This window comes from Glycomyces dulcitolivorans (assembly GCF_003265355.1).
Lineage (GTDB): Bacteria > Actinomycetota > Actinomycetes > Mycobacteriales > Micromonosporaceae > Glycomyces > Glycomyces dulcitolivorans.
Genome location: NZ_QFRW01000330.1, coordinates 1 through 24,302 on the forward strand (window position 1 = coordinate 1; position 24,302 = coordinate 24,302).

At 69.9% G+C, this 24,302-nt stretch carries 19 protein-coding genes; 10 read left to right on the forward strand and 9 right to left on the reverse strand.

Translation table 11 applies throughout. The annotated features are described in order from the left end of the window. Nucleotides 1-67: 67 nt before the first annotated feature. The gene (locus DI269_RS25855; RefSeq protein WP_232822909.1) at nucleotides 68-1,918 is read right to left on the reverse strand and encodes an ABC transporter ATP-binding protein; all 1,851 of its coding nucleotides are present in this window, start codon (nucleotides 1,916-1,918) and stop codon (nucleotides 68-70) included. A gap of 2 nt (nucleotides 1,919-1,920) precedes the next feature. After that, entirely contained in the window at nucleotides 1,921-3,729 is a 1,809-nt protein-coding gene (locus DI269_RS25860) for an ABC transporter ATP-binding protein (protein WP_112141413.1), read from the reverse strand. A 93-nt stretch (nucleotides 3,730-3,822) separates the two neighbouring features. On the opposite strand from DI269_RS25860, the gene DI269_RS25865 reads away from it, so the two are divergent. Both DI269_RS25865 and DI269_RS25870 read left to right on the forward strand, forming a co-directional pair. After that, the gene (locus DI269_RS25865; RefSeq protein WP_112141415.1) at nucleotides 3,823-4,614 is read left to right on the forward strand and encodes a TetR/AcrR family transcriptional regulator; all 792 of its coding nucleotides are present in this window, start codon (nucleotides 3,823-3,825) and stop codon (nucleotides 4,612-4,614) included. Between the two features lie 61 nt (nucleotides 4,615-4,675). Next, on the forward strand, nucleotides 4,676-5,296 hold the full coding sequence (locus DI269_RS25870; RefSeq protein ID WP_112141417.1) for a VOC family protein: 621 nt from the start codon (nucleotides 4,676-4,678) through the stop codon (nucleotides 5,294-5,296). 51 nt (nucleotides 5,297-5,347) lie between these two features. Here DI269_RS25870 and DI269_RS25875 read toward each other — a convergent pair whose 3' ends face one another. From DI269_RS25875 to DI269_RS25885, 3 genes are all read right to left on the reverse strand, one after another. Further along, nucleotides 5,348-6,298, reverse strand: a complete 951-nt coding sequence (locus DI269_RS25875) for an intradiol ring-cleavage dioxygenase (RefSeq protein WP_112141530.1) — start codon at nucleotides 6,296-6,298, stop codon at nucleotides 5,348-5,350. A 133-nt stretch (nucleotides 6,299-6,431) separates the two neighbouring features. Continuing rightward, complete coding sequence (locus tag DI269_RS25880) at nucleotides 6,432-7,250, reverse strand: class I SAM-dependent methyltransferase (RefSeq protein WP_112141419.1); 819 nt, start codon at nucleotides 7,248-7,250, stop codon at nucleotides 6,432-6,434. Between the two features lie 40 nt (nucleotides 7,251-7,290). Next, complete coding sequence (locus DI269_RS25885; RefSeq protein WP_198667758.1) at nucleotides 7,291-7,944, reverse strand: GNAT family N-acetyltransferase; 654 nt, start codon at nucleotides 7,942-7,944, stop codon at nucleotides 7,291-7,293. Between the two features lie 155 nt (nucleotides 7,945-8,099). Here DI269_RS25885 and DI269_RS25890 point away from each other — a divergent pair, with 155 nt between their 5' ends. Continuing rightward, nucleotides 8,100-8,675, forward strand: a complete 576-nt coding sequence (locus DI269_RS25890; protein WP_112141421.1) for a DNA-3-methyladenine glycosylase I — start codon at nucleotides 8,100-8,102, stop codon at nucleotides 8,673-8,675. Here the strand turns inward: DI269_RS25890 and DI269_RS25895 are convergent. Continuing rightward, entirely contained in the window at nucleotides 8,672-11,932 is a 3,261-nt protein-coding gene (locus tag DI269_RS25895; RefSeq protein ID WP_157975213.1) for a phosphodiester glycosidase family protein, read from the reverse strand. The genes DI269_RS25890 and DI269_RS25895 overlap by 4 nt on opposite strands. A 271-nt stretch (nucleotides 11,933-12,203) precedes the next feature. On the opposite strand from DI269_RS25895, the gene DI269_RS25900 reads away from it, so the two are divergent. The 3 genes from DI269_RS25900 to DI269_RS25910 are packed head-to-tail and all read left to right on the forward strand — an operon-like array spanning nucleotide 12,204 to nucleotide 13,638. Continuing rightward, nucleotides 12,204-12,461, forward strand: a complete 258-nt coding sequence (locus DI269_RS25900; protein WP_112141425.1) for a hypothetical protein — start codon at nucleotides 12,204-12,206, stop codon at nucleotides 12,459-12,461. 5 nt (nucleotides 12,462-12,466) lie between these two features. Then, nucleotides 12,467-13,153 (forward strand): hypothetical protein, encoded by a 687-nt coding sequence (locus tag DI269_RS25905; protein WP_112141427.1) that lies wholly within the window; start codon nucleotides 12,467-12,469, stop codon nucleotides 13,151-13,153. Beyond that, nucleotides 13,150-13,638 (forward strand): hypothetical protein, encoded by a 489-nt coding sequence (locus DI269_RS25910; RefSeq protein WP_112141429.1) that lies wholly within the window; start codon nucleotides 13,150-13,152, stop codon nucleotides 13,636-13,638. Before DI269_RS25905 ends, DI269_RS25910 begins: the two co-directional genes overlap by 4 nt. On the opposite strand, the gene DI269_RS25915 is transcribed toward DI269_RS25910, so the two are convergent. Together DI269_RS25915 and DI269_RS25920 are read right to left on the reverse strand one after the other, a co-directional pair. Beyond that, nucleotides 13,616-14,731 carry a low temperature requirement protein A gene (locus DI269_RS25915; protein WP_157975214.1) on the reverse strand — a complete coding sequence of 372 codons (1,116 nt, stop codon included), beginning with the start codon at nucleotides 14,729-14,731 and terminating at the stop codon, nucleotides 13,616-13,618. The two genes, DI269_RS25910 and DI269_RS25915, sit on opposite strands and share 23 nt — an antisense overlap. A gap of 11 nt (nucleotides 14,732-14,742) precedes the next feature. Then, on the reverse strand, nucleotides 14,743-15,522 hold the full coding sequence (locus DI269_RS25920) for a TetR/AcrR family transcriptional regulator (RefSeq protein ID WP_232822907.1): 780 nt from the start codon (nucleotides 15,520-15,522) through the stop codon (nucleotides 14,743-14,745). 121 nt (nucleotides 15,523-15,643) lie between these two features. On the opposite strand from DI269_RS25920, the gene DI269_RS25925 reads away from it, so the two are divergent. Next, nucleotides 15,644-16,528: an NmrA family NAD(P)-binding protein gene (locus DI269_RS25925; RefSeq protein WP_112141433.1), complete on the forward strand. Its 885-nt coding sequence runs from the start codon at nucleotides 15,644-15,646 to the stop codon at nucleotides 16,526-16,528. Between the two features lie 19 nt (nucleotides 16,529-16,547). On the opposite strand, the gene DI269_RS25930 is transcribed toward DI269_RS25925, so the two are convergent. After that, the gene (locus tag DI269_RS25930; protein WP_198667759.1) at nucleotides 16,548-17,576 is read right to left on the reverse strand and encodes a LacI family DNA-binding transcriptional regulator; all 1,029 of its coding nucleotides are present in this window, start codon (nucleotides 17,574-17,576) and stop codon (nucleotides 16,548-16,550) included. Between the two features lie 257 nt (nucleotides 17,577-17,833). Between DI269_RS25930 and DI269_RS25935 the strand changes: the two genes are divergently transcribed. From DI269_RS25935 to DI269_RS25945, 3 genes are read left to right on the forward strand one after another with little or no spacing between them, the layout of a single operon-like run. After that, nucleotides 17,834-21,478, forward strand: a complete 3,645-nt coding sequence (locus DI269_RS25935; protein WP_112141437.1) for a discoidin domain-containing protein — start codon at nucleotides 17,834-17,836, stop codon at nucleotides 21,476-21,478. Nucleotides 21,479-21,504: 26 nt separating this feature from the next. Beyond that, nucleotides 21,505-22,962, forward strand: a complete 1,458-nt coding sequence (locus DI269_RS25940; RefSeq protein WP_198667760.1) for a family 43 glycosylhydrolase — start codon at nucleotides 21,505-21,507, stop codon at nucleotides 22,960-22,962. A 47-nt stretch (nucleotides 22,963-23,009) separates the two neighbouring features. Further along, nucleotides 23,010-24,290 (forward strand): ABC transporter substrate-binding protein, encoded by a 1,281-nt coding sequence (locus DI269_RS25945; RefSeq protein WP_112141439.1) that lies wholly within the window; start codon nucleotides 23,010-23,012, stop codon nucleotides 24,288-24,290. The last annotated feature ends 12 nt before the right edge of the window (nucleotides 24,291-24,302 follow it).

The window sequence follows — 24,302 nt, forward strand, 5'->3', positions numbered from 1 at the left end:
CCGGAGCCTTTCGGCTCCGGGCGCCGCCGTGTTTCTCGGGGCCTGGTTTCCTAGTTCCTCGCTCCGATCAACGGGTACGTCCTGCGCGCGCCGGCACCGCCGTCGCCGCTTCCTCCTCGATCGCGGGCTGCGCGAACTGGGCCTCGTACAGCCGCGCATACGCGCCGCCCGAAGCCAGCAGCTTCTCGTGCGGGCCCTGCTCGACCACGGTCCCGTGCTCCATCACCACGATCACGTCGGCGTCGCGGATCGTCGAGAGCCGGTGGGCGATCACGAAACTCGTGCGCCCCTGCCGCAGCGCCACCATCCCCTGCTGGACGAGCATCTCGGTGCGGGTGTCCACCGAACTGGTCGCCTCGTCGAGGATGAGGATCGACGGGTCGATCAAGAACGCCCGCGCGATCGTCACCAGCTGACGCTCGCCCGCGCTCAACCCGCCCTCATCGGAGTCCACGACCGTGTCGTAGCCGTCCGGCAGCGTCCGGATGAAGTGGTCCGCGTGCGCCGCCTGCGCCGCCGCGCAGACCTCCTCGCGCGTCGCATCCGGCCGCCCGTAGGCGATGTTCTCCGCGATGGTGCCCTCGAACAGCCACGTGTCCTGCAAGACCATGCCGATCCGCCGCCGCAGCCGCTCACGCTCCACCGTGGACACGTCCACGCCGTCGACGGTGATCCGGCCCGCGTCCAGGTCGTAGAACCGCATCAGCAGGTTCACCAGCGTCGTCTTCCCCGCGCCCGTCGGCCCAACGATCGCGACCGTCTGGCCCGGCTCGGCCTCCAGCCACAGGTGCTCGATGAGCGGCTCGTCCTCCAAGTACCGGAACGACACGTCCTCGAACGCCACCCGGCCCTCGACCGACGCCAGCTCCGTCTCGGCCGCGGCCGACTCCGGCGACTGCTCCTCGGCGTCGAGCAGCTCGAACACCCGCTCGCCCGAGGCCACCGCCGACTGCACCTGGCCGAACATCGCCGCCAGCATGTTCAACGGGTTCGAGAACTGGCCCGTGTACTGGATGAACGCCTGGATCTGCCCGAAGGACAGCGCCCCCGCGGCCACCTGGAGCCCGCCGACCACGGCCACGAGCACATAGGTCACCAGCCCCAGGAACGCCATCGCCGGACCCAGCAGCGCCGAGACCCACTGCGCCCGGACCGTGTTCTCGTACAGGTCCTCGTTGTGCCGCTTGAACACCGCCGCGCCCTCGGCCCGGCGCCCGAACAGCGTCACCAGCTGGTGCCCGGTGATCATCTCCTCGACGTGCCCGTTGAGCTTCCCGGTGGTCGCCCACTGCCGCGCGAACCGCGGCTGGCTCCGCTTGCCGATGAGCCGCGCCGCCAGGACCGTCAGCGGCAGCGTCAGCACCACGATGAGCGTCAGCAGCGGCGAGATCGTCAGCATCATGATCGGCACGCCGATCAGGAACAGCAGGCCCTGCACGATCCGCTGGGTCACCTGCCCGACGGTCTGCGTCAGGTTGTCGATGTCGTTGGTGACCCGCGACAGCACCTCGCCCCGCGGCCGCGAGTCGAAGTAGGACAGCGGGAGCGCCGCGACCTTCCGGTCGGCCTCCTCGCGCAGGTTGAACGCCATGTGCTGGGCGAGCTTCGCGATGGTGCGGCCGTTGGAGACCGTGATCCCGAAGGTCACCACCGAGATCGCCACCGCCAGCCCCAGGATGCGCGCCAGGCCCGTGAAGTCGAGGTCGCCCGCGGCCGCCCCCGAGATGACGTGGTCGGTCGCGCGGCCCAGGACCGTGGGGACGGCGAGCATCCCGGCGACCATCAGCAGGCCGAAGCCGATCACGGACGCGAGGCGCAGCCGGTCGCGGCGCATGAGGGAGATGATGCGGCGGGTGGTGCCGCGGAAGTCGTCGGCCTTCTTCAGGACCGGTCCCGAGCCCATGCCGGGTCCACGCATGGTCACAGCGCCTCCTGAAGGGTGAGTTGGGAGTTGACGATCTCGGCGTACACCGGGTTGGCCTCCAGCAGCTCCTCGTGCGTGCCGGTGCCCACGACGCGCCCGGCGTCGAGGACGACGATCCGGTCGGCGTCGCGGATGGTCGAGACCCGCTGGGCCACGATCACCTGCGCTGCGTCGGCGATGTCCGTGGCGAGCGCGGCCCGCAGGGCCGCGTCGGTCGCCGTGTCCAGTGCGGAGAACGAGTCGTCGAACAGGTAGATCCGCGGGTTCGCCACGATCGTGCGGGCGATGGCCAGGCGCTGGCGCTGGCCGCCGGAGACGGTGGTGCCGCCCTGGCCGATGACGGTGTCGAGCCCGTCGGGCATGGCCTGGACGAAGTCCGCGGCCTGCGCGGTCGTCAATGCGCGCCACAGGGTCTCGTCGTCGGCGTCGGGGTTCCCGTAGCGCAGGTTCGAGGCGATGGTGCCCGAGAACAGGTAGGCGCGCTGGGGGACCAGGCCGATGGTGCGGGCGATGAGGGCCCGGTCCATGTCCCGCACGTCGACGCCGTCGACGCGGATCGCGCCGTCGCCGACGTCGAACAGGCGGGGGATCAGGTTGAGGAGCGTGGTCTTGCCGGCTCCGGTGGAGCCGATGACGGCGGTGGTCTGGCCGGGCCGGGCGATGAGGTCGACGCCGTGCAGGACGGCCTCTTCGGCGCCGTCGTAGCGGAAGACGACGCCCTCGACGTCGAGTTCGCCGCGGCCGGGCAGCTCGTGGACGGCGTCGGCGCGGTCGGCGATGGTCGGCTCGGTGTCGAGGACCTCGCGGATGCGTCCGGCGGCGACCTTCGCGCGCGGGGCCATCATGAACACGCCCATCGACATCATGACCGAGCCGAGGATGAGCCCGGCGTAGGTGAGGAAGGCGATGAGGTCGCCGATCTGCATGGTGCCGTCGGCGATGCGGGCGGCGCCGATCCACACGATCGCGATCGAGGTGAGGTTGGCGCTGATCATCGCGGTGGCGCCGAAGAACGCCTGGACGCGGCCGACTCGCAGCGATGCGTCGGTGAGGCGGGCGTTGGCCTCGTTGAAGCGCTGCTGCTCGTGGTCGTCGCGGACGAACGCGCGGATGACGCGGATGCCGGTGATGTGCTCGCGCATGACCTGGTTGATGCCGTCGATCGAGCGCTGCATGGCGCGGCCGGCGGGGATCATCGAGGTGACGATGAAGTAGATGATCACGGCCATGACGGGGATGGCGGCCAGGAGCACGCCGGTCATGGGGACGTCGAGGGTCAGGGCCAGCGACAGGCCGCCGATCGCGGTGATCGGGGCGACCATGAACAGGGTGAGGCCCATGACGAGCATGGTGACGACCTGGGTGACGTCGTTGGTGGTCCGCGTGATGAGCGAGGGCGCGCCGAAGTGGTCCATCTCGGCGGCGGAGAAGCGCTGGACCTGGGTGAAGAGTTCGGCGCGGAGGTCGCGGCCCAGGCCCATGGCGGCGCGGGCGCCGAAGTAGACGCCGAGGGCGGCGGCCGCGAGCTGGACGACGGTGACGGCGAGCATGAAGGCGCCGTGGCGGAGGACGTAGGCGGTGTCCCCGGCGGCGACGCCGTGGTTGATCAGGTCGGCGTTGAGGGTGGGGACGTAGAGGGACGCGATGGTCTGGACGAGTTGGAAGAAGGTCGCCAGGAGCAGCGGTTTGCGGTGGGGGCGCAGGTAGTCGGCGAGGAGGCGGAGGACTGACGCCTCCGGTACGGCCTCCTCGCCTTCCTGTGGCGCCGTCTTGCGGGGCGTGCCGGCGGGTGGGTTTCCTGTCATGCGGCCGAGCGTAGCACTGAAATTTGACCGGGTACAACTTTTTTCCGGGAACAATTTTTGGCCGGGTCCAGGTTCGTCTGCTAGGGTGGAGCGGTGGAACAACGCAGCGGCCTGCGCGAGCGCAAGAAGAACGCCATGTGGGGGCGCCTGAAGTCGACCGCCCTCCAACTGTTCGAGGAGCGCGGGTACGAGAACGTGTCCGTCGCCGAGATCGCCGCCGCGGCGGAGGTCTCCAAGGCGACCGTGTTCAACTACTTCCCGAGCAAGGAAGACCTCGTCATCGGGGGCATGAAGCACCACATCGAGGACCCGGCCCGGGTCGTGCGCGAGCGCGCCCGCGGCAAGACCCCGCACGCGGCCCTGCGCGACCGCTACCTGGAGCTGCTGGAGCACCGCGCCCCGCAGACGGGCCTGAGCGACAGGCCGCTGTTCCTCCAGGTCCAGCGCCTCATCTCCGCCACGCCCGCGCTCATGGTCAGCGCCATGGACTACCGCCGCCGCTCGGGCGCGCTGCTGGCCCAGACGCTCATGGACGAGGGCCACCCCAAGCTCACCTCGCGCCTGGTCTCCTCGCAGCTGCTGCACACCCAGCACATCCTCGTCGAGGCCAACGTCCACCTGATCCTGGAGGGCCGTCCGGTCTTCGAGGTCGCCTCCATGGCCGCGTCCGCGGCCGAGCACGCGTTCGGGCTGCTGGAGAACGGCATCGGCGACGTCATGCGCCGCGACACCGAACCGCCCGCGCCCGACGCGGCCTTCACCCCCGACGGCTGTCGCGTCGGCTACGAGCCCGGCCGTGCCGAGGCCGAGGAGGCGCTCGAACGGTTCATGGGCGGCCCCGGCGACGAGGTCCTGGAGGCCCTGGTCGACCCGCGCAGAGCCTGAGAAAGGTTCGGATTCAGGACGGCTGATGCGCCTGTGGTGCTTCGCCACTAGAATCCGGCCCATGTCCTCACTCGACCACCTCGTCCTCGCCACGCCCGACCTGGCCGCCACCGTGAAGGAGGTCGCCCGCCTGACCGGGACGCAACCCGTCCCCGGCGGCGTCCACCAGGGCCTGGGCACCCGCAACTACCTGCTCGGCATCGGCGAGGGCGCCTACCTCGAGATCATCGGCCCCGACCCGGACCAGGACGCCCCCGACAAGTGGAGACCCTTCGGCATCGACACCCTCACCGAGGCCCGGCTCGTCACCTGGGCCGTCCGGGTCGAGGACGCCGACGCCGCCGTCGCCGCCTCCCGCGAGGCCGGGTACGACCCGGGCGAGCCGTGGGAGATGTCCCGCCAGACCCCCGCCGGCGACACCCTCACCTGGCGCCTCACCCTCGACCGCGAAGGCCGCCACCGCGGCCCCGTCCCCTTCCTCATCGACTGGGGGACCAGCCCGCACCCCGCCGCCGACCTGCCGGTCGTCCCGCTCGTGGGCCTCGAAGCCGTCCACCCCCACCCCGAGCGCGTCGAACCGCACATCGCGGCCGTCGGCGCGAAGCTCCCGATGAAGGCCGGCAACCGCGGCGCCCTCGCCGCCACGCTCTTCGGCGAATCCGGCCTCGTCGTCCTCATCTGAACGCGCGAAAGGCCCGCGACCGCACTGCGGTCGCGGGCCTTTCCCCTGCTCCTAGCCTTCGGTGGACGAGGACTCGGCGTCACCCGGAGGCGTCCCGCCAGGGGCGCCGCCCTCGCCGCCGCCCTCGGGCATCTCGCCGCCGCCGGAGACGCCGCCCGCGGTCGCCTCGGTCGTGGTGTCGACGCCGACCGCCAGCGAGATCGCGTACCCGCTGGAGACGTCGCCGGTGACCGTGGCCAGCTGCGACTCGCCGCCGTCGTCGCTGAAGATCCCGTCGGTCTCCAGCGAGACCTGCGCGAGGTTCTCGACCGACTGCTCGTAGCCCTCCTCGGCGTACACCGTGTCGCACACGTCCTGCGGGAGCGCGATCTGCGAGGTCGCGATCGCGTTGGCGCTGTCGGTGATCGAGGCCTCGTCGGGGTAGACCTCGAAGTGGATGTGCGGCCAGCGGCCGGAGTAGCAGGCCGGGAAGATGCTCGTGAACTTCACGACCCCGTCGGCGTCGGCGATCTGCACGCCGCGCAGGTAGTTCTCGTTCGCGATGGCTTCGGAGTACATCGAGTACTCGCCCTCGCGGTTGCAGTGCCACAGGTAGATGGCCACGCCCTCGAAGCGGGCGTTGTCGTTCGCCATGTCGTAGACGGTCAGCTCGATGTCCATCTGGACGCCCTCGGCGGTGGTGGTGCTGTCGCCGAAGCTGGAGCGGATGTCGCTGCGGACCACGCCGCTCTCCTCCAGCACGTCCGGGCCGTTCGACCCGTCACCGGGGTACGGCCCGGCCGTCTCCTGGGGGATCTCGGTCAGGTCCTCGGCGGAGGTCGTCGTCCCCGAGCCGGTGCTGCTGCTGTCGCTCGTGTTCGTGCACGCCGCCAGCCCCAGGGCCGCGGCCCCGGCTCCGGCGAAGAGCACGCCGCGGCGGCTCAGCAGGGTCCCGATGTCGAACTGAAGGCCCTGGTCGACCAGTTCCTCGTCGGGCTTGGCGTACGGCCGGCCTTCGTACATCGGCGTGACGTCTTGCTTGGCGCTCACTGATCCACTCCTTCTCACCTCGTGGTTCCGCCATTCTTCGGGCGAAACCTCCCCGCACCGCTGCAAGGAGGATCAGAGATGGATGGGAACTAGCGCGCAACAGCGGTCACATCCGGCTCGCCTTCAGCGAGTACATCATCGGCGCCCGCGGCATCCCCTGCGGCTGCCGGAACCGGCCTTCTGCCTGTTCAAGGGACCCGCAGTGCCGGAACAGCGTCCAGTCCCGCTCGTGCAGGAACTCGATCCGCAGCCCGTTCGCCGCCAGCGCCGACACGACCGCGCCGATCGAGTGGTTCCACTCGAAGCTCAGATTGCTCTGAGTTTCGAGCTCGCCGTCGGTGTAGGTGCCCGCCTTGTCGTAGACCGCGGCCTCGCGGTCGAGGTAGCTGCGTTCGAAGCGGGTGCCGGTGTCCCAGTCGAGGACGTTCGCGATCGGGTGGAACTCGGCGAGGTACAGGAATCCGCCCGGCGCGACCAGCGAGGCGGCGACTTCGGCCCAGGCCTCGATGTCGGGGAGCCAGCACAGGGCGCCGATCCCGGTGTACACGATGTCGAACGTGCGCCCGCCGAGCGCGGTGCGGGCGTCGTAGACGTCGGCGGCGACGAACGAGGCGCGCTCGGCGAGCCCGGTGTCGGCGGCGAGGCCGCGCGCGACCTCGACCGCCGGTTCGGAGAAGTCCAGGCCCACGACCTCGGCGGCGCCGCGCCTCGCCCATGAGAGGGTGTCCTGGCCCATGTGGCACTGGAGGTGGACGAGGCGCTTGCCGGTCACGTCGCCGACCTCTTCGGCCTCGAACGCGTTGACGTCGCCGCCGCCGTTCCGGAAGCCGTCCTGGTCGTAGAAGCGGCTGGCGGCGTGGATGGGGACGCGCTCGTCCCACATCATTCGGTTGGCCTCGCGCCAGTCCTCGGATCGGGTGGTCATGGGCCCACTCTCGCAGCGGCCCCGGTGCCCGGCAACCGATTTAGCCTCGTTTGCTGCGCGCCCCGGGGAAGTCGGAGACGAAGGACCAGCCGAGGTGCTCGTACAGGGCGCGGCCCTCGTCGCTGGCGACGAGGAGGCCGAAGCGCATGCCGAGGGCGTGCGCGGTCCCCGAGAGCGCGCGCATCGCGGTCGAGCCGAGGCCGCGGCGCTGGTGCGCGGGGGCGGTGACGACCTTGTCGAACACGCCGAACCCGCCGTCGCGGCCCAGGCGGGCGGAGGCGGCGAGGTCGCCGTTGGCGTGGAAGATCCGGGCCACCGTCAGCGGCCCGTCGGTCTCGACGACGAGCCGGTACTCGGCGGGGACGCCGTAGGGGGCGGGTTCGAACACCGTGGCCATGAGGTGGCCGCCCTCGTCCATCGTCCACGTCGAGGGCACCGAGGCGCGCAGCAGCTCGGAGGGCCCGGCGATCATGAGCTGGTGCCCGGGGGTGTCGAGCCGCTGCGCGGTCGCGGCGAGGACGTCGGGGGTGTAGGTGTGGAGAACCTGCCGGACCTCGGCGCTGGGCGGGCCGACGGCGACTTCGAAGCCGCCGTCGATCGGCTGGGGCTGGGCGGTGACGCGCGAGTGGGCGCGGCCGCGGCCCCAGGCCATGACGAGGTCGGGGAGGGGGTGGCCGGTGGGCGTGCTGGTCATCAGGGGGCTCCTTCGGGGCGGTCGGACTCGGTCAACTCTATTGCAACTATCTTGCAATAGCCGGCGATTTCTCACGTCGTGAAAAGGCGGAGTGTGGCGGAGACCGGTGATGTCGGTCCCGGCGCGTAGGCTCGCGTCGGCCAAGGAGGAGAGCGATGAGCGATGCGGTGACGTCGGCCGAGGACGGCCTGGCGCGGTGCCCTTGGGGCGCCGACCCCGAGATCTACCGCGACTACCACGACCTGGAGTGGGGCCGCCCGGTCCGCGGCGACGACGCGTTGTTCGAACGCGTCAGCCTGGAGGCCTTCCAGTCCGGCCTGTCCTGGTTGGTGATCCTGCGCAAGCGCGAGGGCTTCCGCGCGGCCTTCGACGACTTCCGCATCGCCAAGGTCGCCGAGTACACCGACGACGACGCCGAACGCCTCCTGGGCGACGCCGGCATCGTCCGCAACCGCCTCAAGATCGCCGCGACCATCGCCAACGCGAAGGCCGCCGCCGAACTCGACGGCGGCCTCACCGACCTCGTCTGGTCCTTCGCCCCCGAACCCCGCGAGCGCCCCAAGCGCCTCGCCGACATCGCCGCCGTCACCCCCGAGTCGACCGCCCTGTCCAAGGCCCTCAAGAAGAAAGGATTCCGCTTCGTCGGCCCCACCACCGCCTATGCCATGATGCAGGCCGTCGGCATGGTCGACGACCACCTGGCCGACTGCCACGTCCCCGAGCTGCTCTAGCGCGTGATGACGACCGTGTCGGTGGCGGCGACGCCGTTGACGGTGGCGGTCAGGGTGACCGTGCCCTTTCGCCATGCGAGCAGTTCGCGGGTGGCGGGGTCGAACCAGGCGTCGAAGCGCAGCCAGTCGAGGAGACTCGGCGGGCGCGATCCGATGTAGACGTTCGTGCCGGACCAGTCGACGCCCATCGGGTAGACGACCGGGATGGTCGAACTCCCTTGGGTCAGTTCGGCTTCCACGGCGACTGTGCCACCGGGTGCGAGGTCCGGAGCGGTCACCGCGAGGGCGTCGAGCTGGGGCCGGACCTGGGCGGTGAGCCATTCCTCGCCGGTGGCGCCGAGGCCGAACTCGGTCCAGCCGATGAAGCCGCCGTCCTCGGGAGTCGTCGAAGGGGCCTTCCCGGAGTTGCCGTTGACCCAGTAGGAGACGCCGTCGACCCGGGAGGCGTCGAAGTAGCCCGCGTGCGCGCCGATGTAGACGGCCTCCTTGCCGCTGCCGGTCTCGAAACCGGTGAGCCACTCCTCGACCACCTCCGCTTCGAGCCGGTCGCTCAGCTGGCTGGCGGCCTGCGGGCTCTTGTCGTTGGGCGGCACGTGCGCGACGACGGCGACCGAGTCGATGTCGGGATCGGCGGCGGCCTCGTCCAACGCGTTGCGCAGCATGAGGATCTGCTCCCAGCCGCCCTTGCCGATGGTCAGGCCCGAGGTGTCGAGCGTGATGAACCGGGTGCTCCCGCGGTCGAAGACCTGGTGCGCGGGACCGAACACCGCCGACCAGTCGGCCACCGAGCAGCCCATCGCCTCGTGGTTGCCCGGCACGTACACCCAGTCGAGCTCGTCGCCGAGCTCCTCGTCCAGGATCTGTTCGGCGAGCGCGAGGTCGTCGCTCTCGCACTCGTCCACCAAGTCCCCGTTGATGATCAGCAGTTCGGCGTCAGAGTCCTTGATCTCGCGCAGTGTGCGCCGGGCCGAGGCGACGATCGCGCTGTCGGGGTTCTCGGCCACGAACTGCGCGTCGGACATGACCGCGAACGTCCAGTCGGCCCCGTCGAGGTCCCCGGCGACCATCGCGTCCGGCGCCGCCTCATCCGCGGGGATCTCGACGTCGGGCGCGGTGTACGCGACGAGGTCGGAGATGGTGACCGCACCCTGGTAGAGCGCGGCGGGCCGGGTCTCGGCGACGTAGAAGCGGTACACCGACACCGGGTAGTTCACGCCGTCGGGCACGTCGAACTCGACCTGCGTCCAGCCCGGCTCGGTGAGGTAGTCCCCGCGCAGGACCAGGTCGGTGCCGTTGGCGTCCTTGAGTTGCAGCGACGGCCATTCGCCGTCGCCCTCGGCGTTCACCCACAGGCTGAAGCGCTGCGGCTGCCCCGCGACGGGGATGTTGGCCGGGGGCCGGGCGTAGGCGGCGCGGGTGGCGGTGGACTGGGTGAAGTCGTAGGTCAGGGCCAGACCCGCGCTGCCGTCGTGTCCGGCGGCGGGCGCCATCGAGCCGGTCGCACGGGCGGTCGAGAAGATCCACTGTGAACCGTTGCTGAAGTCCGCGACGGTCTGCGCTTCGAGCCCGACCGTGACCGCGAGCGCGGTCGTGATCCCGCCGGCGCTCAACTCGATCGTGCCCGACCCGCCGGCCTTCGCGGTGATCGTGAACCCGCCCAGGCCGTCAGCGGCGACGGTGAACAGGTCCTCGTCGTAGGTCAGATCGACGTCGCCCGGATCGATGGGCGCGGTGAACCCGGCCGCATCGGATCCGATCAGCTGGAACCCGGCGGCCGCCCCTGCTTCAGAGAGCGAGACGAGCCGCTGCGAGGGCTCCAGGGCCGCAAGCGAACCGAGCACGGTCAACTCGGTCGAACCCCTGGCGCCGCCGTCCTTGGCCGTCACCTCCACGGTCCCAGAACGACTTCGCGCATGGAAAACACCATCATCGGAGACCCAACCCAGCCGCGAAGGCGAAGTCTTCCAACGAGGATCGCCCTCAGCGGGCCCATACGCCTCATCAAAAGCGTCCACTGAAAGCGGCCGCGTCAGACCAGGAAAGACCCGATCAAAGTCAGCGCCTTCGATCGCGCCGGGGCTGAAGGGCGCCTGCGGCGCGACCGCGAACCCGGCCGGATTGCCGTCGCCGGCCGGGACGGTGAACGCGAGGCCGTTGCCGACCGCGCGTTCGGTCCCGTCCGAGGGCGCATTGACGGTGACCAGGTCGTCAGTGCCCGGCGCGCGGGCGATGAGCGTGGAGGAGCCGCCGCCGTCGAGGTTGAGGGCGCTGTGCGCGCCCATCGCCAGGAGCTCCTCGGCGGTCTCTTCGAGGGTGTACCCGCCGCTCGCCGCCTGACGGCCGTCGACGGTGAGCACGTACAGAGTGCGGCCATCCTCGGAAACGCCCACAGCGGTCCGCGGGTGCCGGGCCTGGTCGGTCTGGTCGACGACCTGCCCATCCGTGATGAGGATCTGACGACCGGAAACGGCGGTCTCGGGCAAGTCCCCGTCGACCACGGCCCCGTACTCGACGGCGACCGAGTCCCCGACCTGCAACGCGCTGAGCGCCTGCGCCCCGGCGTCGCGCCCGACAAGACTGATCGAGCCCTCGGCGATAGCCCCTTCTTGCGGTGCATCGGTCACCGCAGTGACAACCCCATCAACGAGGGTCACCTCGGTTACGGAAGCCCCATCCACGACCCGGGCACGACTGGCCGTCCCCCAAGCGTTGTCGTACACGCCGATACGTCCGCTCGGAAGAGCAGTCGTGTTGAGCCCGTACAGATCCAGAGTCCCCGCATCACTGGTGGCAGTACCATCGAAGCCGATCGACTCGATAGAGGCGGTCCCGTCGGCGTCGAACCCGATCACATTGGACGATCCCGCAGCGGCCGACTTGACCAGCTCACCGTCGGCGATCGCCACGCCCTCGGCCCCGCCGGTGTCGTTGATGTCGAAGAAGTCCGCGTTGAACGCCAGGACCGCGTCCTCCACGCCCTCCAACTGCCCGCGCACCGGCTCGGCCGCGGCGACCGACCCGGGGGACAGGTACTCGGGCCTCGCACCCGCGCCCAGGTCCACGACGGCCGCGTCGCCGCGGATCCATCCCTGGTCCTCCCACCGGTCGAAGGATTCGAGCGTGATGCCCGGAGCGATGACCGCCGAACCCTCGGCGATGGGCACCGCGCTCTCACCGCCCTCTTGAGCACTCGCGGGCGGGACAGTCGCAAGCACGGCCGCCAGCACGGCGGCGGCGATCCACGGGGTCGTTCGCACGATGGGACCTGGCCTTCGGAGGAGCACGATACGGGAACCCGTCCAAGGTCCCATGAAAACAAGTTCCATGCATAGTCCCCAGCATGAAAATAATCGCCAAACTTGCGGCGAACCAAGTGCGCCACTCTCCTAACTGGAGTCACTCGCTACTTCTGAAACCTCAACAATCACGGCATTTCAGTCTGAAGACCATGCACGCCAACGAAATATGCCAAACTGAAATCGACCGGTACCGACCATCCGGTCCCGCACCAGTCCCATGGAGCACCCAATGGCCTCGCTCGACGACCTCATCGCCGCCATCACCGCCAACAAGGACGCCACCGACGAACTGTCCGCGCGCATCGAGAACACCAAGCAGCAAGCCGAGGAATTACTCGGCGCCGTGACGGCCCTCGGCGCCGAAGGCGTCGCCAACGCCGTCATGAGCGTCAAGGACCGCCTCGAACAGTCCGCGTCCCAGAACCACGCCACCGCCCTCCAACTCGAAGAGGCCGTCAACGCCGCCGTGGCTGCCAAGCAGGCCTAGCCGCCATGACCCAGCTCTCCGAACTGGCCGCCTACATCGGCGCCGACAAGAGCGAGGCCGAAGCCCTGGAGTCCTACCTCCTCGGCAGCCGCGACATCGCCAACGACCTCCGCGCCGCCTTCGCCCACCTCGGCGCCGAACGCAAGACCGGCCAACTCGGCACCGTCGCCGACCTCCTCGGCGCCGCCCAGAACTCCCGCTGGCTCACCGTCGGCCACCTCGAAGACGCCCTCCTGATCATCAAGGGCGCCATGACCGGCGACTACTCCGGCAGCGGCGCTCTGACGCCCCGGACGAACCCGGACGGGAGCCGAGTGCTGCTGGGCGACTACGGCGAATCGAGCGTGTCGCTGCGAGTCGTCACGACGCGCCTGCCGCCCAACATCGCCAGACTCCGCGCCCATCTGGGCATGCCGACGACCGCTCCAGAAGCGCTGGACACCACCGGTGATGAGGGCGTGCGGAAACTGGGCCAAGTGGGCCGCAAGGTCATTCGCAACGGCTCCGACCTGCACGCCCAGGCCAAAGAGACAGCAAATACGAACCTCGTCCTCAGCACCCGCGGCGAGCGACCCGCCAACGACACGCCGCACGTTACCCCCGACGGCGTGGCGACCATCGTAATCATTTCGGCGATGACAGTTGACGGGATCACCCGCTTGATAAGAGACTCGCCTCGGAGGACCCCATGAACGAACGCACCGCATTCCGAACCGTCCTGCACGGAGTCGCGTTCGGGCAGCTCGAACCCGCACAGCAGATCAACGACGAACTCGACGAGGACGCTCACGGTCGGCTGTTCGCGCTCTCCACCGCCCTCATGGCCGTCTGCCTCGAACGCCGATTCCGCACTGACGCGTCCCACCAGGCGATCCGGGTCTTCGTCCACGAGATGCGCCTGAGCTACCAGAACGCCGAACCATCGATCCAACCGCTCATGATCGAGGCCATCATCCGCGCCTTCGCCGGCGAGGAGCACCTCATCGACGAGGTCCCGTTCAAGGCGCAGCTGGCCTCCCAGTACCCGATCATCCGGCAGATCTTCGCCGAGGACCCCGAGTTCCTGGCCGATTTCGACGGTGCACTCGACCAAGCCGAGCGGCTGCTGGAGCGCTGGGCCGACGACGAGGAGGACGACGACTACGTCGGGCCCTCTAGGCCGTGGATCGCCGATTGAAGTAGACGACGAAGCCTGCTACCGCCGCTGCCAGGACGAGGACCACCGTCACGGCCGACAGGGCGGAGCCGAAGGCCGCCAGTGCCAGCGGCGCGGCGAGGATCGCGAAGGCCCACCAAGCGCGGTTGGCGAGGGCGCACAAGGCCAGGCACAGGACGAGGGCCGCGCACAAGAGCCAGCGGTGGAGGTTCGGGAGCGGGTCGGTCGCGTGTTCGGCGGCGGTGCCGAGGCCGAAGGCGATCAAGGTGATCGAGACGGCGACGACCAGGTGGGCGGGCAGGAGGATCCGGGGCGGGGTCTGGTTCTCCTCGTCGAAGCCGAAGCGGAAGTTGAGCCACCACAGTCCGATGAGGAGCCCGAAACCGGCGAGGCCGATGCCCACCTGGCTCCAGCCCCACTCGACCTCCCCGATCGCGCCGATCAGTTGGAGGACGGCTTCGCCGAGGACGATGATGATGAACAGGCCCAGCCGCTCGCCCAGGTGCGAAGCGTGCGGGTCCCACGCCTGGAAGACCGGGAGCGGGCGCCCGTGCCGCTCGGCGCGCTCGTCCATGCGCTCCTGGAACTGCCGCATCCGCTCGGGGTCGTTGTTGTCCACGACCATCGCGAAGCACAGCGTCATCGCCACGCCCAGCGCCCACAGAGCGAGCTTCCAGCGCGGGTCGTCGACCCAGAACGCGACGATGAACGGCAGCAGCCCCGCGTTGCGCTGCGCCGCCGACCAGCCCTTGACGATCCGGCCGGTCCGGTTGAGCCCCTGGGAGGCCACCCCGCTCGTGTACAGGTACGCGGCCGCGAAGACCGCCGAGTGCGCGCCCGTCGCCTCCGGGATCGCCGCGGCCATGGCCGCGAGGCCGACCATGCCCAGCAGCATCGTGCGGGTGTGCGTCGCCTCCGAGGCCACATTGGAGTAGATCGTGAACGAGGTCCACACCAGCCAGATCGCGGTGTACAGCACGAAGAACGCCGCCACGTGCACGCCGCTCGGGTGGACCAGCAGGTGCGTCAGCTGGGAGACGGCCGCGACGACGACGAGGTCGAAGAACAGTTCGAGCCAGGTCGCGTGCCGTTCGGAGGTCATCTGTTCGCTCACGAACCGATAAGTTACTCCTGCTCCACCGCTCCCGGCGGCGAGCCCGCGGAACCGAGGACGCGGCGCTGACGGTACGCCTTCTGCCGGCAGGCCGATCCGCAATAGCGCGCCGGACGCCCGGGCCCGGTCCGATCGATCGGAGCTCCACAGGAGGCGCAAGTCGCGTTATGTTTCTCGGCCGAAGGCGGGGTTCCGTAACGGAGATTCGGGTCGCGCAGCGCGTCGATCACCAAAGCGCTCATCGGCGCCAGCACGCCGCGGTCCTCGCGCATCTGCTGGATCGCCACGCACGCGGTGAAGATCGCCGTGACGTCCTCCACGCCGAGTTCGGGCCGCACGGCCCCCGCCCGCTGGGCCGCGCCCAGCAGCGAAGCGAGCGCCTCCGAGAACCGCCGCCCCGAGGCCAGGAGCCCCGCTCGCGGCCAGCCGTCCTTGCCTTGCAGCAGCTCGCACATGTCCCTGTTGCCCGGGGTCGCGACGACCACCTCGGTCACGAACGCGAAGAACGCCGCACCCGGGTCCGGCGACGCCGCGTACCCCTCCGCCAGGCGGCTCAACCGCTCGATCCGCTGCGACAGCACGGCTTCGAGCAGCACCTCCTTGGTCGGGAAGTGCCGGTACACGGTCCCCGCGCCCACCCCCGCCCGGCGCGCGACCTCGCCCAGCGACACCCCGGTGCCCGCCGTCGCGAACGCGGCCTGCGCCGCGGCCAGGACCTTCGCGCGGTTGCGGCGCGCGTCGGCGCGGGACGCCTCGGTGAGGGCGGGAGCGGCGGTGTCGGTGCGCTGCACGTTACGAATCCCCGATTCGACGGCTGGACGGGTCGGCGACCTCAGCTCTACCTTGATCAAGCGGGTCGCTCCACCCGATTCTACCGGCCCGCGCACCACCGATCCACTCTGAGAGGACCTCATGACCGACGGCACGATTCTCGTCACCGGCGCCACCGGCAAGCAGGGCGGCGCCGCCGCCCGCCACCTCCTGCACCACGGCTGGACCGTCCGCGCCCTGGTCCGCGACCCCGGCGCCCCCGCCGCTCAGGCGCTCGCCGCCGCAGGCGCCGAACTCGCCACCGGCGACTTCGAAGACCCCGACTCCCTCGCGGCCGCAGTGAAGGGCGCCCACGGCGTCTTCGGCGTCCCCCCGGCCGCCTACGGCCCCAACGGCTGGGACACCGACCTCGAATACGCGCGCGGCGCCGCCCTCGTCGACGCCGCCGTCCAAGCCGGCGTCGCCCACTTCGTGTTCACCTCGATCGCCACCCTCCCCGGCAAGCAGCTCATGGGCTCGGATGGCAAGCGCCGCATCGAGAACCGCATCGAAGCCAGCGGCATGGCCTGGACCCACCTCCGGCCGGTCCGGTTCATGGAGAACTACCTCCTGCGCGACTCCCCGATCGACGGCATCAACAACGGACTCCACCGCCACCTCTTCCGCCCCGACCACCGCATGCAGGTCATCGCCGTCGACGACATCGGCGCCTTCGCGGCGCTGGCCTTCGCCGACCCCGACCGCCTGGCCGGACAGACCCTGGAACTCGCCGGGGACGAACCGACGCCGCAGGCCGCCGCCGCGGCCATCAGCGCGGCCACCGGCGCCACGGTCGCGTACGAGCAGATCCCGCAGGAGGAGGCCGCCGGCCTCGGTCCGCAGGTCGCCGCCACCTGGGAGCTGATGGCCGAGGGCGCGTCCTGGGACGCCGACATCGCCCACCTGCGCCAGCTCCTGCCGGGCCTGCGGTCCTTCGACATGTGGCTCAAGGAAGGCGGCGCCGACCTGATCGCCGCCCTGCCCTAGGCGCCGGCCGCGCCGGAGCCTACGCCTCCGGCGCGGTGGAGCCCCGCACGACGACCCGGCACTGGACGGTGCGCACGCCCCGTCCGTGCTCGGCGTCGATCGCCTCGAACAGAGCACGAGCGGCGGTGCGGCCCAGCTCCTCCAAGTTCATGTCCACACTGGTCAGTTGCGGGCGGGCACCGGTGGTCATGACCTTCCAGTCGTCGAAGCCCATGACCGCCACGTCCTCGGGGACGCGGCGCCCGCGCTCCCGCAGCGTGTCGAGCACGCCCCGCGCGACCTGGTCGGAGCCGCACAGGACGGCGTCCACGTCCGGCTCGCGGTCCAGGAGCATCGAGGCCGCCGCGCGGCCCCAGCCCTCTTCCCAAGTGCCGTAAGCGACCTGGCCGACCAGGGCGATCCCGGCGTCGTCGAGCGCCGCCAAAGCGCCGGTGACGCGGTCGCGCGCGGCCGAGTAGCCGCGGTCGCCGGAGATGTGCGCGATCCTGGTGCGCCCGCAGGCGATCAGGTGCTCCACGGCCATCCGCCCCGCGCCCACGTTGTCGGGCACGATCGACAGGTCGTCGGGGTTCTCCGAAGGCGCGTAGGCGTACACGACCGGGACGTCCACCGCCGCGGCCAGCGGCGGCCGCGGATCGGTCGAGGAGCCCACCACGATCAGCCCGTCCACGCGGCGGCTCAAGAGCGCCTGCACGTGGTGCCGTTCGCGGATCGCGTCGCCGCGGGCGTCGCACAGGAACACCGACATCTCGCCGGCGCCGAACGCGTCCTCGGCGCCCATGAGGATCGGGAGGCTGAAGCGCCCCACCAGGTCCGAGGTCAGGAGCCCGACCGTCCCGGTCCGCCCGGCGAGGAGCCCGCGCGCGAGCGAGTTGGGGGAGAACGACAGCTGCGCGGCCGCCTCCAGGACCCGCTCGCGGGTGGCGGCGCTGACGTGGTTGCGGCCGTTGAGGGCCTTGGAGGCGGTGGCCACCGAGACGCCCGCCAGCCGCGCCACGTCGGTGAGCGTGGGGGCGCGGGTGCCGCGCGGTGCCGGGGGTCGGGCCACCTGGTCCTCCTTCGGGGTCCCGGCCGCGACCGGCCGGAACGGATCGACTGTAGCCGACGGGCCGAAACATCGCCAAACCCGCTTTCGGTCACAGCGCCGCAGGTCCCGACCCATGCATCGATTCACTTCGATCGATGCATTGACAGGGCCTGGACGGGACCCCTAACATCGTCTCGACGGCGTTCCGAAAAGGTTTTCGGAGGCTTTCGGCACCGGTCCCCCCGACCCGGCACACCTCAAGCGCACGGAGGCGCGCAATGCAGCAACGCCCCCCGTCCACCCGACTCCTCGCCACCGCCGCCGCGACCGCGCTCGCCGCCGGCCTCCTCGTCATCGGCGCGGGGACCGCCCAGGCCCAGCAGACCATCGGCTACCCCGAGTTCACCGGCGGCGACGCCGTCCCCGACGAGCCCGTCCCCTTCGACCTCGACGGCATGATGCCCGCGATGTACGAGGAGGAGCTCGACGGCGGCGCCGGCACCGACTTCTGGATGGACCGCCTCCTCGCCCGCGAAGGCGCCGACCCCTCCGGCGACCAGTGGCTCATGACCCGCGGCCGCGCCCTGCTCATGCGCGTCCACGACCCCGACGTGATCGGCTTCGGCGGCCAGTTCGCCTACTACGACCCGACCTTCGACCGCGCCTCGAACACCGACGGCTTCACGGTCGACATCGGCGAGGGCGGCTTCACCGAGGACGCGGACGCGCGCCGCCAGACCCCCAGCCACTGGACCTCCGTGCACGACAACGGCACCCTCACCGCCGAGGTCCAGAAGTTCATCACCCACAACAACACCGCGGTCGCGAACATCACCGTGACCAACCACGGCACCGTCGCCACCGTCCCACTCCGCGTCGAATCCGACTTCGCCTGGACGGCTGACGGCGACGAGCTCACCGGCGTCCTCGACGTCCAGAACTCCCGCCGAGAGCGCCTCACCACCGTCTTCCCGCGCCTCTCCGGCACCGGCCTCACCCCCGCCGACGGCGCCCTCACCGGCGAACTCGAACTCGCCCAAGGCGAATCGGCGACATTCAAGGTCCAGCTCGGCATGATCGCCGATGAGATCCCCGAATCGGCCACCGAGTACGAGGCCTACCGCGACGCCGCCCCCGCGGCTGCCTTCGCGACCCACGTCCAGACCTACAACAAGTGGTGGGCCGACAACCTCCCCTACTTCGACGTTCCCGACGAGGCCCACAAGAAGTTCATCTACTACCGCTGGTGGCTGATGCGCTACAACTACCTCGACGCCGACATCCCGGGCAACGACTTCCAGTTCCCCACCTCCATCGAGGGCGTCACCGGCTACAACAACGCCATCGCCCTCACCGTCCCGATGTTCATCGACGACCTCAAGTACCTGCGCGACCCCGCGTACTCCTACGGCCCCTGGGTCTCCACCGGCGAGTCCTCCGAGGGCGGCCGCTTCATGGACAACCCCGGCGACCCCGAGAACTGGTCGAACTCCTACGCGCAGTACATCGCCGAGGCCGCCTGGCGCTCCTACCAGATCCACGGTGGACCGACCGAGGTCGCCGAGAATCTCGCCCGCTACGCCGAAGGCGACGTCAAGGGCCAGCTGGAGACCTTCGACTCGAACGGCAACTGGCTCATCGAGTACGACTGGGGCGCCATGACCGGCAACGACGCCGACGCCGTCTCCTTCCACTGGCGCGAAGGCGATCTCGACCGAGCCGAGTCCGCCTACCAGTACTCCGGCGCCCTCGCCGCCGCCGAGGCCTACGAGCTCGCCGGGAACACCGCCAAGGCCGACGAGATGCGCACGATCGCCGAGAACATCCAGGCCGCCATTACCGACGTCCTGTGGAACCCCGACACCCAGCTCTTCGAGCACGTCCACGTCGAATCCGGCGACCACGTGCCGTGGAAGGAGATCAACAACTACTACCCCTTCGCGGTCGGCGCCGTCCCGAACGAGGAGCCCTACACCGACGCGCTGCGCCTGTTCGCCGACCCCGACGAGTACCCCGTGTTCCCTTTCTACACCGCGAACCAGGCCGACAAGGCCGAAGCGGCCGAACAGGGCAACCCCGGCTCCAACAACTTCTCCCAGATCAACTCCACCGTCCAGTTCAGACTCTTCTCGTCGGCCCTGCGCGACTACGACCAGGACGCCATCACCACCGACGACTACAAGAAGCTCCTGTACTGGAACGCCTGGTCCACCTACATCGGCGGCGACACCGCCTGGCCGGACTCCAACGAGTTCTGGGCCGACTGGGACGGCGAGGAGATCGACTACCGCTCCTGGATCCACCACACCACGCTCGGCTCCAGCATCTGGACCTATGTGGAGGACGTCGCGGGCCTGCGACCCCGCTCGGACGATCGAATCGAACTCGCCCCCATCGACATCGGTTGGGACCACTTCACCGTCAACGACCTCCGCTACCGCGACAGCGACCTGACGATCATCTGGGACGAGCCCGGCGACGGCACCGACCACTACCCCGGCGCCCCCGAGGGCTACTCCGTCTACATCGACGGCACCCGCGCCTTCACCCTCGACAGCCTCGTCCCGGCCGTCTGGGACCCCGATACCGGCCGCGTCCAGCTCTCCGAGGGCGGCTGCGTCCTCAAGAGCCGCAAGATGAAGCATCTCTCCGAGCCCCAGGACGTGGAACTCGACGGGCGCGTCGTCGACGTCTTCGCCAAGGCCGGCGCCGACCTCACCGGCGACGCCGAGAACCTCGCCGAAGGCCAGCCCGCCACCGCCTCCTTCACCGCCGAAGGCTCCACCGTGGACGGCGCGGTTGACGGCACCACCGTCAACGCCCCCTACTGGTCCAGCGAAGGCTCCGGCACCGACACCGACTGGTACGAAGTGGACCTCGGCTCCGAGGTGGACATAGACGAACTCCGCCTCTACTTCTACCGCGACAGATCCGTCGACGGCCTCGCCGAACCCGCCGTCTACCAGGTCCAATACCACGACGGCACCGACTGGACCACCGTCGAGGACCAGACCAAGACCCCCGCGATCCCGCGAGCCAACTACAACCAGGTCCAGTTCCCCGAGGTCACCACCGACCGCGTCCGCGTCCTCCTCGACCACCAGGACGGCCACGCCACCGGACTCAAGGAAGTCCAAGTCCTGCACACCGGCCACGACGCCGACCCGCCCGAGAACGTCGCCCCCTACACCCTTGCCAGGCAGGACCTCTCCTACCGCCGGCCCATGCAGGCCCTGCTCACCGGCACGGTCAAAGACGACGGCCTCCCCCTCGACGGCGCGCTGACCGCGTCGTGGGCGGCCGTTGACGGGCCCGGCGCGGTCGTCTTCGAGGACCCGACCGCGTCGAGCACCGTCGCCACCTTCACCGAGCCCGGCGCGTACACGCTCCAGCTCACCGCCACCGACGGCGAAGCCACCACCACCTCCACAGTGGAAATCCAAGTGGCCGAACCGGACGACCGCAACAACGCCGCTCTCTTCGCCACCCCCACGGCCTCCTACACCTCGCCATGGGAGGACACCACCGCTATCAACGATGGGCTGGAACCGCCCAGCTCCAACGACGCCGTGAACCCCCGCTGGGGCACCTGGCCCGAAGAGGGCGAGCAGTGGGTCCGACTCGACTGGGACACACCGGTCCGCGTCAACGCCTCCGACATGTACTTCTTCGACGACGGCGGCGGCGTCCTCGCCCCGGCCGCCTGGAAGATCCAGTACCTCGTCGGCGACCAGTGGACCGACGTCACCGCCCACGGCCTCTACGGCACCGAGACCGACCAGTACAACCAGGTCGCCTTCGACCCCGTCACCACCACCGCCGTCCGCGCCGTCCTCACCAGCGGCGACGCCTCAGTCGGCGTCCTCGAATGGAAGGTCTTCACCGAGACGCCCGAACCGACCCCCACCAACCCCGTCAGCTGACTCCCACCGGCACTAGGAGATTCACCATGCTGCGCAACGCAACCAGACGCCTCCTCGCCATAGCCGCGGCCGCGGCCCTGGCCTGGACCCTCTTCCTCATCGCGACCCCGGCCCAGGCCCAGGCCGTGAACGTCGCCCGCTCGGCGACCCCGACCGCCTCCTACACCTCCTCGTGGGAGTCCATCGCCGCGATCAACGACGGCATCGAGCCGCCCGGCTCCAACGACACCGCCAACCCCCGCTGGGGCACCTGGCCCCAGACCGGCCAGCAGTGGGTCCAGCTCACCTGGCCCAGCGCCGTCACCGTGTCCTCATCGGACATGTACTTCTTCGACGACTCGTTCAACTCCGGCCCCGGCGGTGTCCGCGTCCCCGCCAGCTGGCGCATCGAGTACCTCAACAACGGGACCTGGACCGCCGTGACCGGCGCCAGCGCCTACGGCGTCGCCGCGAACGCCTACAACCACACCAACTTCAACGCCGTCACCACCACGGCCGTCCGCGCGGTCCTCCAGAGCGGCGCCGCCAGCGTCGGCGTCCTCGAATGGAAGGTCTGGGGCACGGGCTCGACCACTCCCTCGGGCAACCCGATCGTGCGCAACATCTACACCGCCGACCCGGCCACGCTCGTCGTCGGCAACACCATGTACATCTTCTCGGGCCGCGACCAGGCCGCCGCCGGCCAGCAGTCGTTCGTCATGAACGAATGGCACGTTTTCTCTTCCACCGCACCGGCGAGCAACCAGTCCGCGTGGACCGCGCACGGCGCGCGCCTCTCGCTCTCCACCTTCGCGTGGGCCGGCGCCAACGCCTGGGCGTCCGAAGTGGTCAGAGGTCCGGACGGCCGCTACTACTGGTTCGTCTCCGTCGACGGCAGCACCGACAACGGCTGGATGAACATCGGCGTCGCGGTCTCGGACAACCCGCTCGGCCCGTACGTCGACGCCATCGGCGGCCCGCTCATCTCCGACTCGACCCCGAACTCCTCGGCGCTCAACATCGACCCGACCGTGTTCATCGACGACGACGGCCAGATCTACCTCTACTGGGGCTCCTACTGGCAGCCGCGCATGGCGAGGCTCAACCAGAACATGACCTCCCTCGCGAGCGCGGTCACCACCCCGACCGGCCTCACCGAGTTCTGGGAGGCGCCGTGGATGTTCAAACGCAATGGCGTCTACTACATGGCCTACGCCTCCAACGGCGGCTCGGGCTGCGTCACCAGCTCCTCCTACGCGTGCATCCGCTACGCGACCGCCTCGAACCCGGCCGGCCCCTGGACGCACCGCGGCGTCGTCCTCGGCCAGGTCACCTCGACCACCAACCACCCCGCGATCGAGCAGTTCAACGGCCAGTGGTGGATGGTCTACCACACCGCCGACGCCCCTGGCGGCGGCAACTTCCGCCGCTCGGTCGCCATCGACCCCTTGTACTTCAACGCCGACGGGACGATCCAGCAGGTCGTCCAGACCCGGGGGACCTGATGCGCCCCAACCCAACCCCTTGACCCCTGTTCAGTGAGGAGTAGGCCATGAGATTCCCGAAACGCCGCGCGGCGGTGGTGCTCGCCGCCGCCACGGCACTGGTCGCCGCCGCCTGCAACGGCGGCGGCGGAGGCGGCGACCAGGAGGTCGTCCTCGAAGGCGTCGACGACGGCACCACGTTGACCATGTGGACCCGCGCCGCCACCGAGGCCCAGTCGCAGGCCCTTGTGGACGCCTACAACGCGGGCCACGAGAACCAGATCGAGCTCACCGTCATCCCCACCGACGACTACCAGACCCGCGTCGGCACCGCCGCGGGCAACCAGGAGCTGCCCGACCTGTTCGCCCTTGACGTGGTCTTCGCCCCGAACTTCACCACGGCCGGGGCCTACCTCGATATCACCGACCGCATCGAGGCCCTCGACTTCGCCGACGCCCTCGCCCCGTCGCACATCGACGTCGGCACCGTGGACGGCGCGAAGTACCTCGTCCCGCACACCCTCGACCTCTCGGTCCTGTTCTACAACAAGGATTTGTACACGCAGGCGCGCCTCGACCCCGAGGCCCCACCGACGACCCTCGCCGAGTTCGCCGAGCACGCTCGCGCGGTCGACGCCCTCGGTGGCGACGTCAACGGCACGTTCTTCGGCGGCAATTGCGGCGGCTGCTTCGTCTTCACCTGGTGGCCCACGATCTGGGCCTCGGGAGCCGAGGTCATGAATGAGGACGGCACGGAATCCCTCCTCGATTCCCCTGAGGCCCTTGAGGTCTACTCGACCTACCGCGGCCTCGTGGAGGACGAGGTCGTCGCGCCCGGCCACGCCGAGGAGACCGGCGCGACCTGGGTGTCGTACTTCCCCGAAGGGAACATCGGGGTCATGCCGATGCCCTCGACGATGCTCGGCCTCATGCCCGAGGACCTGAACGTCGGCGTCGCGCCCATCCCGGGCATCGACGGCGGCGAGTCCACGTTCGTCGGCGGCGACTCCATCGGCATCAGCGCCAACTCCGAGCACGCCAACCAGGCGTGGGACTTCCTGCGCTGGAGCCTCGAAGAGGAGCAGCAGGTCGAGCTCCTCGCCGCCAACGGCGACGTCATGGCCCGCACCGACCTCGCCGACAACGAGTACTACGCCGAGAACCCGAACGCGGTCGTGATGAACGACCTCGTCCAGGTCGGCCGTACCCCCTACTCGCTCAACTTCGGGCAGACGTTCAACGACCCGCAGGGCCCCTGGCTCCCGCTGGTCCGCGAAGCCGTCTACGGCGACCCGGACGCGGACCTGAGCGCGCTCAACGACGACGTGACGGCCTCCCTGGGAAGTTAGGAACGACAACTC

Excerpts from the sequence above, each read along its gene's own strand:
- DI269_RS25855 (WP_232822909.1), bottom strand. The coding sequence starts at position 1,918 with ATGCGTGGACCCGGCATGGGCTCGGGACCGGTCCTGAAGAAGGCCGAC.
- DI269_RS25860 (WP_112141413.1), bottom strand. The coding sequence starts at position 3,729 with ATGACAGGAAACCCACCCGCCGGCACGCCCCGCAAGACGGCGCCACAG.
- DI269_RS25870 (WP_112141417.1), top strand. The coding sequence starts at position 4,676 with ATGTCCTCACTCGACCACCTCGTCCTCGCCACGCCCGACCTGGCCGCC.
- DI269_RS25875 (WP_112141530.1), bottom strand. The coding sequence starts at position 6,298 with ATGTACGAAGGCCGGCCGTACGCCAAGCCCGACGAGGAACTGGTCGAC.
- DI269_RS25880 (WP_112141419.1), bottom strand. The coding sequence starts at position 7,250 with ATGACCACCCGATCCGAGGACTGGCGCGAGGCCAACCGAATGATGTGG.
- DI269_RS25885 (WP_198667758.1), bottom strand. The coding sequence starts at position 7,944 with ATGACCAGCACGCCCACCGGCCACCCCCTCCCCGACCTCGTCATGGCC.
- DI269_RS25890 (WP_112141421.1), top strand. The coding sequence starts at position 8,100 with ATGAGCGATGCGGTGACGTCGGCCGAGGACGGCCTGGCGCGGTGCCCT.
- DI269_RS25900 (WP_112141425.1), top strand. The coding sequence starts at position 12,204 with ATGGCCTCGCTCGACGACCTCATCGCCGCCATCACCGCCAACAAGGAC.
- DI269_RS25905 (WP_112141427.1), top strand. The coding sequence starts at position 12,467 with ATGACCCAGCTCTCCGAACTGGCCGCCTACATCGGCGCCGACAAGAGC.
- DI269_RS25910 (WP_112141429.1), top strand. The coding sequence starts at position 13,150 with ATGAACGAACGCACCGCATTCCGAACCGTCCTGCACGGAGTCGCGTTC.
- DI269_RS25925 (WP_112141433.1), top strand. The coding sequence starts at position 15,644 with ATGACCGACGGCACGATTCTCGTCACCGGCGCCACCGGCAAGCAGGGC.
- DI269_RS25935 (WP_112141437.1), top strand. The coding sequence starts at position 17,834 with ATGCAGCAACGCCCCCCGTCCACCCGACTCCTCGCCACCGCCGCCGCG.
- DI269_RS25940 (WP_198667760.1), top strand. The coding sequence starts at position 21,505 with ATGCTGCGCAACGCAACCAGACGCCTCCTCGCCATAGCCGCGGCCGCG.
- DI269_RS25945 (WP_112141439.1), top strand. The coding sequence starts at position 23,010 with ATGAGATTCCCGAAACGCCGCGCGGCGGTGGTGCTCGCCGCCGCCACG.